At 62.1% G+C, this 15,185-nt stretch carries 16 protein-coding genes; 14 read left to right on the top strand and 2 right to left on the bottom strand.

All coding sequences use genetic code 11. The annotated features are described in order from the left end of the window. The first annotated feature begins 145 nt into the window (after positions 1–145). The 14 genes from ACFDAU_RS07940 (at position 146) to ACFDAU_RS07875 (ending at position 12,829) form a co-directional block, all read left to right on the top strand. Entirely contained in the window at positions 146–2,137 is a 1,992-nt protein-coding gene (locus tag ACFDAU_RS07940) for a conjugal transfer protein TraG (protein WP_413439427.1), read from the top strand. After that, complete coding sequence (locus ACFDAU_RS07935; protein ID WP_413439426.1) at positions 2,134–2,619, top strand: CopG family transcriptional regulator; 486 nt, start codon at positions 2,134–2,136, stop codon at positions 2,617–2,619. The genes ACFDAU_RS07940 and ACFDAU_RS07935 overlap by 4 nt, the downstream gene beginning before the upstream one ends. Continuing rightward, the gene (trbB, locus tag ACFDAU_RS07930; protein WP_413439425.1) at positions 2,616–3,632 is read left to right on the top strand and encodes a P-type conjugative transfer ATPase TrbB; all 1,017 of its coding nucleotides are present in this window, start codon (positions 2,616–2,618) and stop codon (positions 3,630–3,632) included. The genes ACFDAU_RS07935 and trbB overlap by 4 nt, the downstream gene beginning before the upstream one ends. Further along, positions 3,629–3,961, top strand: coding sequence for a TrbC/VirB2 family protein (locus ACFDAU_RS07925; protein WP_413439424.1), 333 nt, complete (start codon positions 3,629–3,631; stop codon positions 3,959–3,961). The genes trbB and ACFDAU_RS07925 overlap by 4 nt, the downstream gene beginning before the upstream one ends. After that, complete coding sequence (locus tag ACFDAU_RS07920; protein WP_413439423.1) at positions 3,958–4,230, top strand: VirB3 family type IV secretion system protein; 273 nt, start codon at positions 3,958–3,960, stop codon at positions 4,228–4,230. Before ACFDAU_RS07925 ends, ACFDAU_RS07920 begins: the two co-directional genes overlap by 4 nt. A gap of 10 nt (positions 4,231–4,240) precedes the next feature. Next, the gene (gene trbE, locus ACFDAU_RS07915) at positions 4,241–6,679 is read left to right on the top strand and encodes a conjugal transfer protein TrbE (RefSeq protein WP_413439422.1); all 2,439 of its coding nucleotides are present in this window, start codon (positions 4,241–4,243) and stop codon (positions 6,677–6,679) included. Continuing rightward, entirely contained in the window at positions 6,676–7,404 is a 729-nt protein-coding gene (gene trbJ / locus ACFDAU_RS07910; protein ID WP_413439421.1) for a P-type conjugative transfer protein TrbJ, read from the top strand. The genes trbE and trbJ overlap by 4 nt, the downstream gene beginning before the upstream one ends. Positions 7,405–7,414: 10 nt before the next feature. Next, positions 7,415–7,678 (top strand): EexN family lipoprotein, encoded by a 264-nt coding sequence (locus ACFDAU_RS07905; protein ID WP_413439420.1) that lies wholly within the window; start codon positions 7,415–7,417, stop codon positions 7,676–7,678. A 3-nt stretch (positions 7,679–7,681) separates the two neighbouring features. Further along, entirely contained in the window at positions 7,682–9,043 is a 1,362-nt protein-coding gene (trbL, locus tag ACFDAU_RS07900; protein ID WP_413439419.1) for a P-type conjugative transfer protein TrbL, read from the top strand. 26 nt (positions 9,044–9,069) lie between these two features. Continuing rightward, the gene (gene trbF / locus ACFDAU_RS07895) at positions 9,070–9,777 is read left to right on the top strand and encodes a conjugal transfer protein TrbF (protein ID WP_413439418.1); all 708 of its coding nucleotides are present in this window, start codon (positions 9,070–9,072) and stop codon (positions 9,775–9,777) included. Then, entirely contained in the window at positions 9,774–10,787 is a 1,014-nt protein-coding gene (gene trbG, locus ACFDAU_RS07890; RefSeq protein WP_413439417.1) for a P-type conjugative transfer protein TrbG, read from the top strand. The genes trbF and trbG overlap by 4 nt, the downstream gene beginning before the upstream one ends. 2 nt (positions 10,788–10,789) lie before the next feature. Then, positions 10,790–12,058 (top strand): TrbI/VirB10 family protein, encoded by a 1,269-nt coding sequence (locus ACFDAU_RS07885; RefSeq protein ID WP_413439416.1) that lies wholly within the window; start codon positions 10,790–10,792, stop codon positions 12,056–12,058. Further along, on the top strand, positions 12,055–12,279 hold the full coding sequence (locus ACFDAU_RS07880) for a DUF2274 domain-containing protein (protein ID WP_413439415.1): 225 nt from the start codon (positions 12,055–12,057) through the stop codon (positions 12,277–12,279). Before ACFDAU_RS07885 ends, ACFDAU_RS07880 begins: the two co-directional genes overlap by 4 nt. A gap of 223 nt (positions 12,280–12,502) precedes the next feature. Continuing rightward, on the top strand, positions 12,503–12,829 hold the full coding sequence (locus tag ACFDAU_RS07875; RefSeq protein ID WP_413439414.1) for a helix-turn-helix transcriptional regulator: 327 nt from the start codon (positions 12,503–12,505) through the stop codon (positions 12,827–12,829). Between the two features lie 533 nt (positions 12,830–13,362). Here the strand turns inward: ACFDAU_RS07875 and ACFDAU_RS07870 are convergent. Together ACFDAU_RS07870 and ACFDAU_RS07865 are read right to left on the bottom strand one after the other, a co-directional pair. After that, positions 13,363–14,562 (bottom strand): GGDEF domain-containing protein, encoded by a 1,200-nt coding sequence (locus tag ACFDAU_RS07870; protein WP_413439413.1) that lies wholly within the window; start codon positions 14,560–14,562, stop codon positions 13,363–13,365. Positions 14,563–14,665: 103 nt separating this feature from the next. Beyond that, complete coding sequence (locus tag ACFDAU_RS07865) at positions 14,666–14,968, bottom strand: integration host factor subunit beta (RefSeq protein WP_413439412.1); 303 nt, start codon at positions 14,966–14,968, stop codon at positions 14,666–14,668. Positions 14,969–15,185: the final 217 nt, after the last annotated feature.

Here is a 15,185-nt window from a genome sequence, read left to right as displayed (position 1 = left end):
CCTTTTCCCCAGCTAGAACTCTTGTTTTCTTCGTCTCCGGTATCCCGATAACGGTCTTTGACCGACCCTGAATCGCCCCTCACTCTCGCACCTGCGGCACATCGTTGTCCGCACTTTGTGCAGGAGCGAAATTCAGGAGGTCGAGATGCAGGGAACCAGTGTGCTATTCGGTCAGATCCTGGCGGTGTTCGGGATCGTGATCACGGGAACATGGGGTGCCACCCAATGGACCGCAGCACAACTGGGCTACCAGCTACGCCTGGGTACGCCGTGGTTTGACTTGCTGGGAACGCCGATCTATCACCCGTGGCGGCTGTTCGAGTGGTGGTACTTCTACGATGCCTATGCGCCCGACATTTTCCTGCGTGGTGGTGCTATCGCGGCATGCAGCGGTTTCGCCGGTGCCTTTGTCGCTATTGCGATGTCTGTGTGGCGTGCGCGGCAATCCAAGCTGGTCACGACCTACGGCTCGGCGCGCTGGGCACTACCCGCTGAAATCCGCAGTTCCGGGCTGACCGGCCCTGCCGGCGTTTTCCTGGGCCGCAAAGATGGCGATTACCTTCGCCACGAAGGTCCCGAGCATGTGATGGCCTTCGCGCCAACTCGCTCCGGTAAGGGTGTCGGCATGGTGGTGCCAACGCTACTTTCGTGGCCCGGCTCCGCCGTCATCCACGACATCAAGGGCGAGAACTGGACCTTGACCGCCGGTTGGCGCGCGCGCTTCTCACACTGCCTGCTATTCAACCCGACCGATGCACGCTCGGCTGCATACAACCCATTACTTGAAGTGCGGCGCGGCATGCACGAGGTGCGCGACGTGCAAAACATCGCCGACATCCTGGTCGATCCCGAAGGCGCGCTAGAGCGGCGCAATCATTGGGAGAAAACTTCGCACGCACTGCTGGTCGGCGCGATCCTGCATGTGCTCTACGCCAGCGAAGACAAAACGCTGCGCGGCGTCGCCAATTTTCTGTCCGATCCGGCCTGCCCGTTCGAGGTGACGCTGCACCGGATGATGACGACACGACACCTGGGCGAAACAACGCACCCGGTTGTCGCATCGGCGGCGCGCGAGGTGCTGAACAAGAGCGACAACGAGCGATCCGGTGTGCTGTCCACCGCAATGAGTTTCTTGGGCCTGTACCGCGATCCCACCGTGGCCGAAGTCACCTCACGCTGCGACTGGCGTATCGCCGACTTGATTGATGCCGATCACCCGGTGTCGCTGTACCTGGTGGTACCGCCCTCGGACATCAGCCGTACCAAGCCGTTGATCCGCCTGATTCTCAACCAGATCGGCCGACGCCTGACCGAGTCACTCGATGGTTCGGACGGCATTGCCCGTCGCCACAAGCTACTGCTGATGCTCGACGAGTTCCCGGCACTGGGTCGGCTCGACTTCTTCGAGAGCGCGCTGGCCTTCATGGCGGGTTACGGACTGCGCGCCTTTTTGATCGCACAGTCGCTGAACCAGATCGACAAGGCCTACGGCCAAAACCATTCGATCCTCGACAACTGTCATGTGCGCATCGCGTTTGCAACGAACGACGAGCGCACCGCCAAGCGCATTTCCGAAGCATTGGGCACCGCGACCGAACTGCGCGCGCAACGCAACTACGCGGGTCACCGGCTGGCGCCGTGGCTCGGTCACTTGATGGTGTCGCGCCAAGAGACCGCACGACCGCTGCTGACACCCGGCGAAGTGATGCAGTTGCCGCCCGATGACGAGGTGGTGATGGTGTCCGGTCATCCACCGATCAAGGCGCAAAAAATTCGCTACTACCTGGATGCGAATTTCAAGACACGCATGCAGGCGCCGCCGCCATTGCAACTCGGGCACTACGCCGATGCACCGCCATTGCGGCCGGACGATTGGACCGGACTGGCGATACCCGCCGCGCCGATTCTCGGCTTGGTCCTCCCCGCACACGGGGAGTCTATCGACGACGGTGGCCACCAGCAGCAGCCAGAACTGGCCGAAGTCGTGTTCACGCCAGAGCCCGAACACGCGGTGGATGACCTGGGGCTGTTCGATGACGACGACCTGCCGCTGCCCTTGCCCGCCCAGCTCGATCCGCGCCTGCAACGCACGGCGCGGCTGGCCGCTCTCGACCCTGATGACGGGATATCCCTATGAAACGCACACGCCTGAACCTTTTCATCGAGCACGAGCATGCCAAGCGGCTTGAAGAGCTGGCGGCCATGAAGGGCTTGTCCAAGTCCTCCATCATCGCCGCCGCGCTGGCTTCGTTCCTGTCACCCGACTCCGGCGACCAGCGCGAAGCCGCCATCGCCAAGCGGTTGGATCGGCTATCCCGCCAACTCGACAAGCTGGAGCGGGATCAGAACATCCTGATCGAGACGCTGGCGCTCTACGTGCGCTACTTCCTGACCGTCAGCACCCCGGTGCCGGAAGCGCATCAGGAAGCGGCACGCGCTCAGGGCCGCGCACGCTTCGAGCAGTTTATCGAACAGCTCGGTCGGCATCTGTTGCGCGGGCGCAGCCTGGTCAAGGACGTGGTCGAAGAAATCCAGCCCGACCCCAACCAATTCTTCGGCCAGCAGGATATCGTTCGCGCCGCAGCGCCTGCCGACGAAGCTGGAGGCGCACCGTCATGAGCAACCCGCCGCGCGATCAGGGCTTGTCAGCCTCGCTGGCACTGGAACGTCGCGTGCGCATGCTGCGCACGGCGATGGGACCGGACATCGCCAAGGCCTTGAACGACCCCGACGTGGTGGAAGTCATGCTCAACCCCAACGGTTCGCTGTGGATCGATCGACTGAGCAGTGGGCGCGAGCCGCTGGGCGTCAGTCTCACGCCCGCCGATGGCGAACGCATCATCCGGCTGGTCGCCGCCCATGTGCGCGCCGAAGTGCATGCGGGCAAGCCGCTGCTATCCGCCGAACTGCCCGAAACGGGTGAACGTTTCGAAGGCGCGTTACCACCCGTGACGCCGGGACCGGTCTTCGCGCTGCGCAAGCGCGCGGTCGGTCTGATCCGGCTCGACGCTTACGTGGCCGATGGCATCCTGACCGAGGCTCAGGCGAGCTTCTTGCGCGACGCGGTACGCGAACGCCAGAACATCCTGATCGCGGGTGGTACCAGCACTGGCAAGACCACGCTGGTCAATGCCCTGCTCGACGAGATCGCCGCCACCGGCGACCGCGTGATCGTGCTCGAAGACACAGTGGAGCTGCAATGCACGGCACGCGACCACGTACCGCTGCGCACCCGTGCCGGCGTCGTGACCATGACCGAGCTGGTGCGCTCGACCCTGCGGCTGCGACCAGATCGCATCGTCGTGGGTGAAGTGCGCGGTGCCGAAGCGCTGGACTTGCTCAAGGCCTGGGGCACCGGCCATCCGGGCGGCATCGCCACCGTCCATGCCGGTTCCGCTGTGGGCGCGTTGCTGCGACTGGAACAACTGATCCTCGAAGTCGCCGTGACCCCACCGCGCGCCCTGATCGCTGAGGCGGTCAACGTCATCGTCTACATCGCCGGTCGCGGCCATGCGCGCCGTGTGCAGGAAATCGCCCGCGTCACTGGCTTCGACAGCCACGGCTACCGGCTTAGCACGGAGCTGATGCCTTCCTTCCCCTCACTTTCATCAACTCCAGGAGAACCGTCATGACGACTTCACGCATTTCCGTAAAACCTGCTTTGCAGTTCGTGGCCCTTACTGCGCTGCTGCTGGCCATTGCCATTCCCGCGCATGCGGCGGGGTCGAACATGCCGTGGGAGGCACCGCTGCAATCCGTGCTGGACTCGATCCAGGGGCCGGTGGCCCGCATCATCGCGGTGATCATCATCATTACCACCGGACTGACGTTAGCCTTCGGCGACACCAGCGGCGGCTTCCGCAAGCTGGTGCAGATCGTGTTCGGCCTGTCGATCGCGTTTGCCGCGTCCTCGTTCTTCCTGACCTTCTTCAGCTTTGCCGGTGGAGCGGTGATCGCATGAACGCGCTCCCTGCTGACGCACCGGGCTTTGAAGTGCCGCTGCACCGTTCGTTGACCGAACCTATTTTACTGGGTGGGGCGCCGCGCACGGTGGCGATTGCCAACGGCACGCTGGCCGCCGCGGTCGGTATCGGGTTGCAACTCTGGCTCCCCGGTCTTGCGCTGTGGATCGTCGGGCACTCGTTGGCCGTGTGGGGCGCGCGCCTGGATGCGCAGTTCATGGCGGTTTTCGCTCGACACATCAAGCACCGCACGCTGTTGGACGTTTGAGGCAAAGACCATGATGCACCTCGCCGAATACTGCAAACGCCCCGCCCTGCTGGCAGACTGGTTGCCCTGGGCTGGGCTGGTCGCGCCGGGTGTCGTACTCAACAAGGACGGCTCGTTCCAGCGCACGGCGCGGTTTCGCGGGCCGGACCTGGACAGCGCGACGCAGGGCGAACTGATCGCAACATCCGCGCGCTTGAATAACGCGCTGCGTCGGCTCGGTTCCGGCTGGGCGCTGTTCGTGGAGGCCGAACGGCGCGAGGCGGCGGACTACCCAGAATCGGTATTTCCCGAGCCGCTGTCCTGGCTGGTCGATGAAGAGCGCCGCGCCGTTTTTGAGGAAGCCGATAGCCACTTCGAGAGCGCGTACCACTTGACGCTGCTGTACCTGTCGCCCGAGGAATCGATGGCGCGCGCCGCCAAGCTGCTCTATGAGAACACAAAGGTCGAAGGCGTGGATTGGCGCGAGCGGCTGGAGGGCTTCGTGTCGGAGACCGAACGTTTCTTCGGTTTGCTCGAAGGGGTCATGCCGGAGATCGCCTGGCTCGACGATGGTCAGACCTTGACCTACCTGCATGCCTGCGTGTCCACGCGCCGGCATTCGGTGGCCGTGCCCGAAGTACCGATGCACCTGGATGCGCTGCTGGCCGACGAACCGCTGACGGGCGGCCTTGCACCGATGCTCGGAAGCCAGCACCTGCGCGTGGCGTCGGTGCGCGGTTTCCCGACCTCGACCTGGCCTGGCCTGCTCGACGACCTCAATCGCCTGGGTTTTGCCTACCGCTGGAGCACCCGCTTCTTGTGCCTGGACAAGGCCGAGGCGGAGAAGGAACTGACGCGGCTGCGCCGCCAGTGGTTCGCCAAGCGCAAGAACATCGTCGCGTTGCTGCGCGAAACCATCTTTCAGCATGAAAGCCCGCTGATGGATTCGGACGCCTCCAACAAGGCAGCGGATGCCGATGCAGCATTGCAGGAGCTGGGCAGCGACCAGGTGTCCTTCGGCTACGTCACGGCCACCGTGACAGTGCTCGATACCGATGCGACGGCCGCTGACGAGAAGCTGCGCGCAGTGGAGCGAACCATTCAGGGCCGGGGCTTCATCACCATTCCGGAGACCTTGAACGCGGTCGATGCCTGGTTGTCGTCGATTCCGGGGCACGCCTATGCCAACGTGCGCCAGCCCATTGTCTCGACACTGAACCTCGCGCACATGATGCCGGTGTCTGCAGTGTGGGCTGGGCAAGAGCGCAATGCGCATCTCGATGGCCCACCGCTGATCGTGACCCGCACCGATGGCGCGACGCCGTTCCGGCTGGTCACGCACATCGGCGACGTGGGCAACACGCTGGTAGTCGGTCCCATCGGCATGGGCAAGTCGGTGCTGCTCGCGACGCTGGCATTGCAGTTCCGCCGCTATGCCGGATCGCGTATCTTCGCCTTCGACATGGGGCGCTCCATTCGCGCCACGGTACTCGGGTTGGGCGGCGAACACTACGACCTGGGCGCAGAGGGTGCCATCGCCTTCCAGCCGCTGGCACGCATCGATCAGGACGGCTATCGCGCCTGGGCGGCCGAGTGGGTTGAAGGCCGCTTGATTCACGAAGGCGTGGCCGTCGGGCCGGTCGAGAAGGAGTCCGTGTGGTCGGCGCTGAACAGCTTGGCCAGCGCGCCGCTCGATCAGCGCACCCTGACTGGCTTGTCGGTGCTGCTGCAATCGAATTCGCTGCGGCAAGCCCTGCAACCCTATGTGCTGGGCGGCGCACACGGCAAGCTGCTTGATGCCGACCATGACCGACTCGGTTTCGCCGACGTGCAAGCGTTCGAGATGGAAGAGCTGATGCACAGCAAGGCGGCGGCGCTGGCGGTACTGCGCTACCTGTTCGCGCGCTTCGAAGAACGCCTCGACGGTGCCCCGACGCTGTTGATCCTCGATGAGGCCTGGCTGTTCCTCGACGACCCTGTGTTCTCCGCGCGCATCCGCCAATGGTTGAAGACGCTGCGCAAGAAGAATGTCTCTGTCATCTTCGCCACACAGTCGCTGGCGGACATCAAAGATTCCAGTATTGCGCCAGCCATCATCGAGAGCTGCGTGAACCGTATCTTCCTGCCCAACCCGCAGGCGACCGAACCGCAGATTCGCGTCATCTACGAAGGCTTCGGTCTCAATGCGCGGCAAATTGAGATCGTGGCGACCGCACAGCCCAAGCGCGAGTACTACTACCAGTCGCGGCTCGGCAATCGGGTCTTCGATCTGGGACTTGGTCCAGTGGCGCTGGCATTTGCCGGTGCAGCCAAGCCCGAAGACCAACGCGCTATCGACACCGTTTCCGCGTCGGTGCCGCCAGCGGACTTCGCAGCCGCCTGGCTGCGCCATCGCGGCCTCGACTGGGCCGCAGACCTGATCCCCTCTCATCCGTCATTCCCCTTCACACCCCAGGAGAAGCAACCATGAAAAAAATTGTGCTTGCCATCGCCGCTGCCGTACTCATGACCGTAATGCCCTCGGTACAGGCGACGGTGGTGGTCATCGATCCGGCCAACTTGATTCAGAACATCCTGACGGCTGCCCGTGCTCTGGAGCAGATCAATAACCAGATCAGGCAACTCCAGAACGAAGCGCAGATGCTGACGAACCAGGCGAAGAACCTGACCAGTCTCCCCTTCAGCGCGCTCAATCAACTGCAATCTGCGCTGTCCACGACGAACCAGCTGCTGCAGCAGGCGCAGGGGCTATCATTGAATCTGACGCAGATGGAGACCCAGTTCGCGCAGCTCTATCCCGCTGCCTACACCTCCTCGACCCCGGCAAACCAGATGGCGCTCGACGCCAGCCAGCGTTGGCAGAACTCACTGGAGGCACTGCGCACCGCAGCCGAGGTGCAGTCGCAGTCGGTGCAGAACTTCACTTCCGACGAGCAAACCTTGAGCGACCTCGTGAACAGTAGCCAGTCGGCGGTCGGTGCTTTGCAAGCCACGCAGGCGACGAACCAGTTACTCGCCTTGCAAGCCCGGCAGGCGATTCAGGCACAGCAGCTGCAGATCACGCAAGACCGCGCCGTCGCCCTCGAACAGGCGCGGCAGGTCGCGGTGCATGCGCGTGCCGCCGAGGTGCGCAATCGCTTCCATGGCACCGGCACACCGTATACGCCATACAGCGTCAACTTCTACGGCAACTGAGGAATCTCTTATGAAAACCCTCCTGACTACCATCGCCTGCACCATGCTGCTCGCCGCATGCCACAAGCCGGCACCCACCGAGTCCGTCGAATCGCTGCTAGCGAATCCTGAGCGCCTGAAGGAGGTCCGCGCGCAGTGCAAGGCCGACCACGACAAGATGGGTGACGCCCTGTGCAACAGGGCGAGTGAGGCCACGCGGCGGCGCTTCATGGGCAGCGGCACGCCGTACACGCCCGCGCCACCGGCCGCACCCGCTTTAGCACCGAAAGACTGAGCCATGAACAACCTGTCGGTCATCGACCACTTCCTCGATGTCTTCTCGCACTACATCGACTCGGGTTTCGGCTTGCTGCATGGCGAGGTGGCGTTCCTCACCGCGACGCTGGTAGTGATCGACATGACGCTGGCCGGGCTGTTCTGGGCCATGGGCGGCGAGGACGTGATCGGCAAGCTGATCAAAAAGACACTCTACGTCGGTGCCTTCGCCTTCATCATCGGCAACTTCAACAATCTGGCTGGCATCCTGTTCAATTCGTTTGCCGGGCTCGGGCTGGTGGCGTCCGGCTCCGCACTGACTCAGGCGCAGTTGCTGCAGCCGGGCCACCTGGCCAAGGTCGGCGTCGATGCGGCGCGGCCGATCATGGCGCAGATCAGCGGCATGACGGGCTTCCCCGAGGTGTTCGCGAACCTCGATGTCATCACTGTGCTGTTTCTCGCCTGGCTGGTGGTGATCATCAGCTTCTTCGTGCTCGCGGTGCAGCTCTTCGTCACGCTGATCGAATTCAAACTGACCACACTCGCAGGCTTCGTGCTGGTGCCCTTCGCGTTGTGGAACAAGACCGCATTCCTCGCCGAACGTGTGCTGGGCAACGTGGTGTCATCGGGCATCAAGGTGCTGGTGCTGGCGGTGATCGTCGGCATCGGTACGGGATTGTTTGCACAGTTCCAGACGCCGCCGGGTACCGAGCCCTCCATCGACTTGGCGCTGACCATCATGCTCGCTTCGCTGGCGATGCTGGGACTCGGTATCTTCGGGCCGGGAATTGCAACCGGGCTGGTGTCCGGTGCACCGCAGCTCGGAGCCGGTGCGGCGGCCGGCACGGCGCTGGGTGCTGCTGGTTTGGCGGTGGCTGGAGGTGCGGCTATCGCCACAGGAGGTGCAGCGGTTGCCGCTGGAGCACGCATGGTGCCGGGCGCTGCGCGCGCGGCCATCGGTAGCGCTGCATCGGCCGGGCGTGCGACCAGCTCAATGGCAAGCGGCGCGAAGACCGCCTACCAGGCTGGCGCCGCCGCATCGGGTGCCGGTGGAGTTCGTGCTGCTGGCGCAGGCCTCGCCAATGTGGCCAAGAGCGGTGCCAGTGCTGTCGGCCAGCGCGTCGCAGCCGGTGCGAAAGCGGTCAAGGATCGCGTGGCGAATTTCGTCGCGGACGCTGCTGCGCCTGCGGCGGCAGCCAGTTCTACCGAATCAGCCGATGCAGCCGAAGCCAAGCCCCCTGCGGCAGAGCCAGCTTGGGCCAAACAAATGCGTCGCAAACAGCAGGCCAGCCATGCGGTCTCGACGGCCGCCCACACCCTGCGCTCAGGCGATCACGGCGGCAGCGGTGCCAGTCCGAGCCTGCGCGACAACTCGAACCATTAAAGATTGAGATCAACGGAGATCAGCTCATGCGATTCAAACGACCCCAGGTGCGGTATTCGGACACACCGGAACCCGTCACCCCCTACCAGGCTGCCGCGCAGGTCTGGGACCAGCGTATCGGCAGTGCGCGCGTGCAGGCGAAGAACTGGCGGCTGATGGCTTTTGGATGTCTCTCGCTCGCACTGCTGATGGCAGGTGGGCTCGTGTGGCGATCGGCGCAATCCATCGTCACACCTTATGTGGTCGAGGTCGCCACCGGCGGTCAGGTGCGCGCGGTGGGCGAGGCCGCCACGCCGTACAAGCCGAACGATGCGCAGATCGCCTACCACCTGGCGCGCTTCCTCACCGACGTGCGCTCGCTGTCGATCGATCCCATCGTGGTGCGGCAGAACTGGCTCGAAGCCTACGAGTACACCACGGACAAGGGTGCGGCCACGCTGAACGACTACGCGCGCACCAACGATCCGTTCGCACGCATCGGCCAGACCTCGACGGCCGTGGAGATCACCAGCGTGGTCCGCGCCAGCGAATCCTCGTTCCAGGTACGCTGGATTGAGCGCAACTATGCCAACGGTTCGCCCTCGGGCACCGAGCGCTGGACGGCTGTGCTGTCCATCGTGCTGCAACCGCCGCGCACCGAAGAGCGACTGCGCAAGAACCCGCTGGGCATTTATGTCAACGGCCTGTCCTGGAGCCGTGAATTCGACGCAACCGAAGGAACCCAAAAACCATGAAAACCCAAATCCGCAATTACGCTTTGCCGTTGATCCTGAGCGTCACCTTGGTGACTGCCAGCGGTTGCGCCACACACGGCAAGCCGCCGCCGGACATCACGCTGGACGAACCCGTCGCGGCGCACGCGCTGCCGGAGTTGCCCAAGCCCATCGAGGTAGTCGAAGTCCCGAAGCTACTGCCGCTGCCCGAACAATTGAAGCCGCTGGTGAGCACGCCCGAGGACAAGCCAGTCGCCGAATTGCCCGACGAGAAGGCTCGCGTGGCGCGTGCCAACGCAGAAGCGCGCGTGCCGCCGAGCCGAGAGGGCTACATCAACGCGATCCAAGTCTGGCCCTACGCGGACGGCGCGCTGTATCAGGTCTACACCAGCCCCGGCCGCGTCACCGTGATTGCCTTGCAGGAAGGTGAAGAACTGGTGACGGTCTCGGCCGGCGACACGGTGCGCTGGATCGTCGGCGACACCGCGAGCGGCGCCGGCGCGAACCTGCGCGTGAACATCCTCGTGAAGCCCACGCGCGTCGGGCTGAAGACGAACCTGGTCATCACCACCAACCGTCGCACCTACCTGCTCGAACTGTCTTCCACACCGCATGCGTGGATGGCATCAGCGTCGTGGGACTATCCGAAGGACCGCATGCTCGCTCTACAGAAGCAGGCGCAGCAGGCCCAGGCTGCGGCGCCGGTGGACTCCGGCTTGTCGCTGGAGCAGATCAAGTTCCGTTACGCGATCTCCGGCGACAGCCCGCCGTGGAAGCCGCTGCGCGCATTCGATGACGGCGAGCGGGTCTATATCCAGTTCCCCGCTGGCATCGCGCAGGGCGAATTGCCGCCGCTGTTCGTGATCGGGCAGCAAGGCGATGGCCAACTCGTGAACTACCGCTTCCGCTCGCCGTACTATGTGGTGGATCGGCTGTTCGGTGCGGCCGAGTTGCGGCTGGGCGCTGACAAGGCAGCAGTTGTTCGCATCGAGCGTACCGATGGCGTGGGCAGCACGGCACGGAGGCATTGAGCATGAGCACGCCCACCACGCCGCAAATGCCACCAACCGGGACGATTAAGGCCGACCCGGACACCTTGGCTCTACGCGCTTCGCCGCGCCCCGTCACGCGGCTAAACCGGCGCATGCTGGCGGGGCTTGCAGGGGCGCTCGGTATCGTCATCCTGGGTGCCACGCTCTGGTCCTTGCAGCCACACAAGCGCGAGCGCAACCCGGCCACCGAGCTGTACAACGTGGATCGCGTCTCGCGAGCCGAGAGCCTGGATCAATTGCCGAAGGACTATTCCAAAGTGCCGGCAGTGGCAAAACCGGTTGTGCCCGCATTGGGCGAACCACTGCCGGGCGATCTTGGTCCGGCCATCGTGCATGCGCAGCGCAACGCCGGCGCATACCCCCCTCCCGCGCAGACTGGGCGCATTGCACAGCCAGGTGATGCCGAGGAGGCAGCACGCTCAGCGGTTTTCTTTCGGAGCGGTGCGGTGAAGGCAGCACCATCGCCCACTGCGAGTACGGCCATGCCCGAGCCAGTATCGGGCAACCAGCCGTTCAATCCGATGGCATCGGCGTCGGCACAGCCTGCCGACCCAACGGCGGTACAGAACCGACAGGATCAGAAACAAGCGTTCGTGGCCACTGCGGGTGATACTGCCACACGTAATTCCGCCAGCCTGCAACTGCCAGCCTCACCCTACCAGGTGATGGCGGGCACCATCATTCCGGCGGCGCTGGTCACGGGCATCAACTCCGACTTGCCGGGGCAGGTCATCGCCAACGTCACGGAAGCCATCTACGACACGGCCACGGGGCGCTTCCTGCTGATCCCGCAGGGATCGCGGCTGATCGGCCGCTACGACAGCCAGGTGTCGTTCGGCCAGCGGCGCGTGCTGCTGGTGTGGAGGCGCTTGATTCTGCCCGATACCTCGTCTATTTCGCTCGACCGGTTGCCCGGCATCGACCCGGCGGGTTATGCCGGGCTGGAAGATGGCGTCGATTGGCATTGGGATCGCATCCTTGCCGGTGCCGCGTTGTCCACGCTGCTCGGAGTCGGTGCGGAGCTGGCAGCACCCAACAACAGCGGCAGTACCGGTAGCGTCACCGTCGCCGTTCGCCAAAGCGCGCAGGACACAGTAAACCAGGTTGGTCAGGAGATCACCAAACGCAACGTAAGCATCCAGCCGACGCTCACCATCCGGCCCGGATTCCCGATGCGGGTAATGGTGCACAAGGATCTGATCCTACGTCCGTACCAGCCGCTGTTCTTCCAGAGGGGGGCGTCGCAATGAGTGAGTCCAGCAGAAAGCTGCGGCTGGGTCCGCTGCCGAAAACCGAGACGGTGAAGTTGACCATTACCTTGACCGTGGTGTTGAAGGCAGAGTTGGAGCGCTATGCCGCGCTGCATGCGCAGACCTACGGCGAACCGGTCGATGCCGCCACATTGATCCCGCACATGCTGGAATCATTCATGGCGCGGGATAGGGGATTCAGGAAGACCAGGGCGAAGTGATTCACCGCGATGCCGCATCAGCACAATCGTAATACGCCCATGTACGCCTGAGCGAGTTTTCGATAGATGCCGGAAAGATCACCATCACAGGACCGCATTTATACCGGCCGTTGCGATGCAACCAGCAATTGCCCTGATGATGGAGCAGATCATGTACAAAGCAGATCGAAGTCTGGTGGCTGCGAGGCCAAACGACAACTCTGATACAAACGAACCGCACGACATGCAGCTACCACGACTGGTCGCGACGAATACCTTGCCGTTCAGACGCACAATCCGCCGTACCGAACTGCGACAGATCGTGCCGCTGGCCGATACCACGATCTACGACATGGAGCGCCGCGGAGAATTTCCGCGCCGGTTCAATCTGACCGCGCGCTGCGTGGTATGGGACTTGACGGAAGTAGAAGCCTGGCTCGACGCATGTCGGCAAGCTTCCGACAGTTCGCAGCTGAAGCGGGCTCCCTCGCCTGACGTGCGTCAGCGCAAGCGCCGCCCGGTCAAAGTACGGGCGTTGGTCACTGTAGACCACAGTACCGGTAGTGAATAACCATGCTGCTAGTGCTGATCGCTTGTTCATGGCGTTGCTGCCGGCTATTTCCATGTGTTTAATCTGACAGAGCCGACTTGTCCGGAAAGTACGGAAAGCGGAAGTACAAGCTCTGTTGTATGGCCGCCTCTTGTTCGGCCATTGCGGACCGTCGCCTTCGCGAGAATTCGATTGATTATGAGTGACAGCTTTGCGGCAAGCACTTCGCAAAGTGCTACAGTCACTGTGTGCCATAAACAGCCTGCAAAAGCGATGTCCATGAAGGTCTGTTACTCAATCCAAATCGGTCGTTGAACCTCGATCTACCCCGACGTCCGACGGACCACGGTTCGACCAACTCAGTGCTCAAGTGTAATTTGGTGTTCTTGATTTGGCAGTTTTCATGAAAATCAGCAAATTGGAAAGGCTGAATAAGCCGCATAGAATATGGCTTTGCATCAATACAGTTGGTAACAACACAAGCCGTTTCCTGGGAAAAGTTGAGCGCTAATTTACACATAATCCAACGGTCACTGTATGCCAATAGCAGTCGTTCATGCGGTTACCATTACGGGTACGTTGCACACCATTGCCGAATGCACCAGTACTCGATTGCGCCCTTCCTGCTTGGCCCAGTACATTGCCTGGTCTGCAGCAGACACCAATGCACTGAATTCCAAGCCGACATGGTTTGAGTCAGCGACGCCGATGCTGATGGTACTGCGGAGCACCTCACCGCCGAACTCCATGGTCAACGCGGCATAAGCCTGACGCAAGCGATCGGCCAATACCCTGGCTTCTTCTTCGGTGGTGGACGGGAGCAGAATACAGAACTCCTCGCCGCCATAGCGAGCAAAGTAGTCATCGCTACGGACGGAAGCCTGCGCCACAGCAGTGAGACGTTGCAACACTTTGTCGCCCACCTGATGGCCGCAACGGTCATTGATCGCCTTGAAATGGTCGACATCGATCACCATGATCGCCAGCGTATCCCCGGTACGGTTACAGCGTGCCGCCAGGCGGATAGCTTCTGCTTCCAGACCACGCCGGTTCAGTGCGCCGGTCAAACTATCGCGCAACGCAATTTTCTGCATGTCCGAAATGAGGCGGTAATTCAGCATCAGCATGAAACCGAAGGTCACACACATCAGTATCAGGCTACTGGCCAGAAATCTCGCAGGAACGAAGGGCAACAGCGAGGAAAGGCCAATCGAGGTGCCGGGTGGCGCCTGAAAAAGTATTGCCGCCCTGAACAGAGCAGCGGCCGCAAGCAACGCGAACGATACGCCAGTAAACCAGTATGCGGTACGCAACGGCGGGTCGATACGGATGAGCAGCGCACGGGCACAAAGCGCATTGATCACGGCAAACACAAGAGAATTGGCGATGGCGCGCGCATTGGCATCGGGATGGAGGAGCGTAAACCAGACACTCTGGGCAAAGGCCACGCCAAAAAACAGTAATGGAATGCGCCAGTCAATGCGCTGATCCTTGAAAGCCTGGATGCCGGAAAATTGCAAGCTGTTGCCTGCCAAAAGCAACACGACGACCAGCACGATCAGCCAGCCGCTGCTTGTGGGTGTCAAGTCCGCGAAGGCGATGAAGCTCGCGAGACTATAGCACAGGCTGGCCAGCGCCCACAGCCGCACCCCGCGAATGCTGCCGGCATGCAATCCGGCCAATGCCAGAAGCCCGGAAAGCAGCAGGGTCAGCACGGAGGTCATCAACATCAGCGTGTGAAGATCAAGACGCATTTCTTTATCCAGTGTTCCTATGGTTCTCAGTGCGCCACCATATGCGGCAATTCAGTTGTGCTCAACCAACGTTAACGGCTGGTTGAAATCAATCTGAGCCTTTTTACTTAATCGTACCGGATGTGCCCAAGCGATCAACGCGTTCCCGCAGTGGTTTTCCGGCCTTGAAATGGGGGACCCACTTTCCAGGTACCGATACCGATTCCCCTGTTTTTGGGTTGCGCCCAATGCGAGGAGCACGGTAGATCAAATCAAAAGTGCCGAAACCACGAATTTCAACACGGTTACCCTGCGTCAGGGACGTCTGTATAGCATCCAGTATCTCCGCGACGACCAACTCAAGGTCTTTCTGGGCCAGTTCGGGATAACGGTGGGTCAAGCGGGTGATGAGTTCGGATCGAGTCATGTCGAGTAATGGCTTGTTTGCCGGAATAGAGCACGATACGTGCCAGCAAAGAAGTTCCCGGTCAGGCCGGCAAAGGTTTGAATGCAGAGTGCCCCAGCCATTAGGTGGATGAACAAATAAGGTAGAACACAGTCACAGATGTCGGGATGATGACAGCCGACCCTTTTGTAGCGAGGCAACCTGCAAGACTGGAAACAGTCCATAGCGCATTGAATCG

The organism is Sulfuriferula sp. GW1 (assembly GCF_047300855.1).
Taxonomy (GTDB): Bacteria; Pseudomonadota; Gammaproteobacteria; order Burkholderiales; family Sulfuriferulaceae; genus Sulfuriferula.
This window is presented reverse-complemented; position numbering and strand designations above follow the sequence as displayed.

Excerpts from the sequence above, each read along its gene's own strand:
- ACFDAU_RS07905 (WP_413439420.1), top strand. The coding sequence starts at position 7,415 with ATGAAAACCCTCCTGACTACCATCGCCTGCACCATGCTGCTCGCCGCA.
- ACFDAU_RS07865 (WP_413439412.1), bottom strand. The coding sequence starts at position 14,968 with ATGACTCGATCCGAACTCATCACCCGCTTGACCCACCGTTATCCCGAA.
- ACFDAU_RS07940 (WP_413439427.1), top strand. The coding sequence starts at position 146 with ATGCAGGGAACCAGTGTGCTATTCGGTCAGATCCTGGCGGTGTTCGGG.
- trbG (WP_413439417.1), top strand. The coding sequence starts at position 9,774 with ATGAAAACCCAAATCCGCAATTACGCTTTGCCGTTGATCCTGAGCGTC.
- trbJ (WP_413439421.1), top strand. The coding sequence starts at position 6,676 with ATGAAAAAAATTGTGCTTGCCATCGCCGCTGCCGTACTCATGACCGTA.
- trbE (WP_413439422.1), top strand. The coding sequence starts at position 4,241 with ATGATGCACCTCGCCGAATACTGCAAACGCCCCGCCCTGCTGGCAGAC.
- trbB (WP_413439425.1), top strand. The coding sequence starts at position 2,616 with ATGAGCAACCCGCCGCGCGATCAGGGCTTGTCAGCCTCGCTGGCACTG.
- ACFDAU_RS07880 (WP_413439415.1), top strand. The coding sequence starts at position 12,055 with ATGAGTGAGTCCAGCAGAAAGCTGCGGCTGGGTCCGCTGCCGAAAACC.
- trbF (WP_413439418.1), top strand. The coding sequence starts at position 9,070 with ATGCGATTCAAACGACCCCAGGTGCGGTATTCGGACACACCGGAACCC.
- ACFDAU_RS07925 (WP_413439424.1), top strand. The coding sequence starts at position 3,629 with ATGACGACTTCACGCATTTCCGTAAAACCTGCTTTGCAGTTCGTGGCC.
- ACFDAU_RS07885 (WP_413439416.1), top strand. The coding sequence starts at position 10,790 with ATGAGCACGCCCACCACGCCGCAAATGCCACCAACCGGGACGATTAAG.
- ACFDAU_RS07875 (WP_413439414.1), top strand. The coding sequence starts at position 12,503 with ATGCAGCTACCACGACTGGTCGCGACGAATACCTTGCCGTTCAGACGC.
- trbL (WP_413439419.1), top strand. The coding sequence starts at position 7,682 with ATGAACAACCTGTCGGTCATCGACCACTTCCTCGATGTCTTCTCGCAC.
- ACFDAU_RS07920 (WP_413439423.1), top strand. The coding sequence starts at position 3,958 with ATGAACGCGCTCCCTGCTGACGCACCGGGCTTTGAAGTGCCGCTGCAC.
- ACFDAU_RS07935 (WP_413439426.1), top strand. The coding sequence starts at position 2,134 with ATGAAACGCACACGCCTGAACCTTTTCATCGAGCACGAGCATGCCAAG.
- ACFDAU_RS07870 (WP_413439413.1), bottom strand. The coding sequence starts at position 14,562 with ATGCGTCTTGATCTTCACACGCTGATGTTGATGACCTCCGTGCTGACC.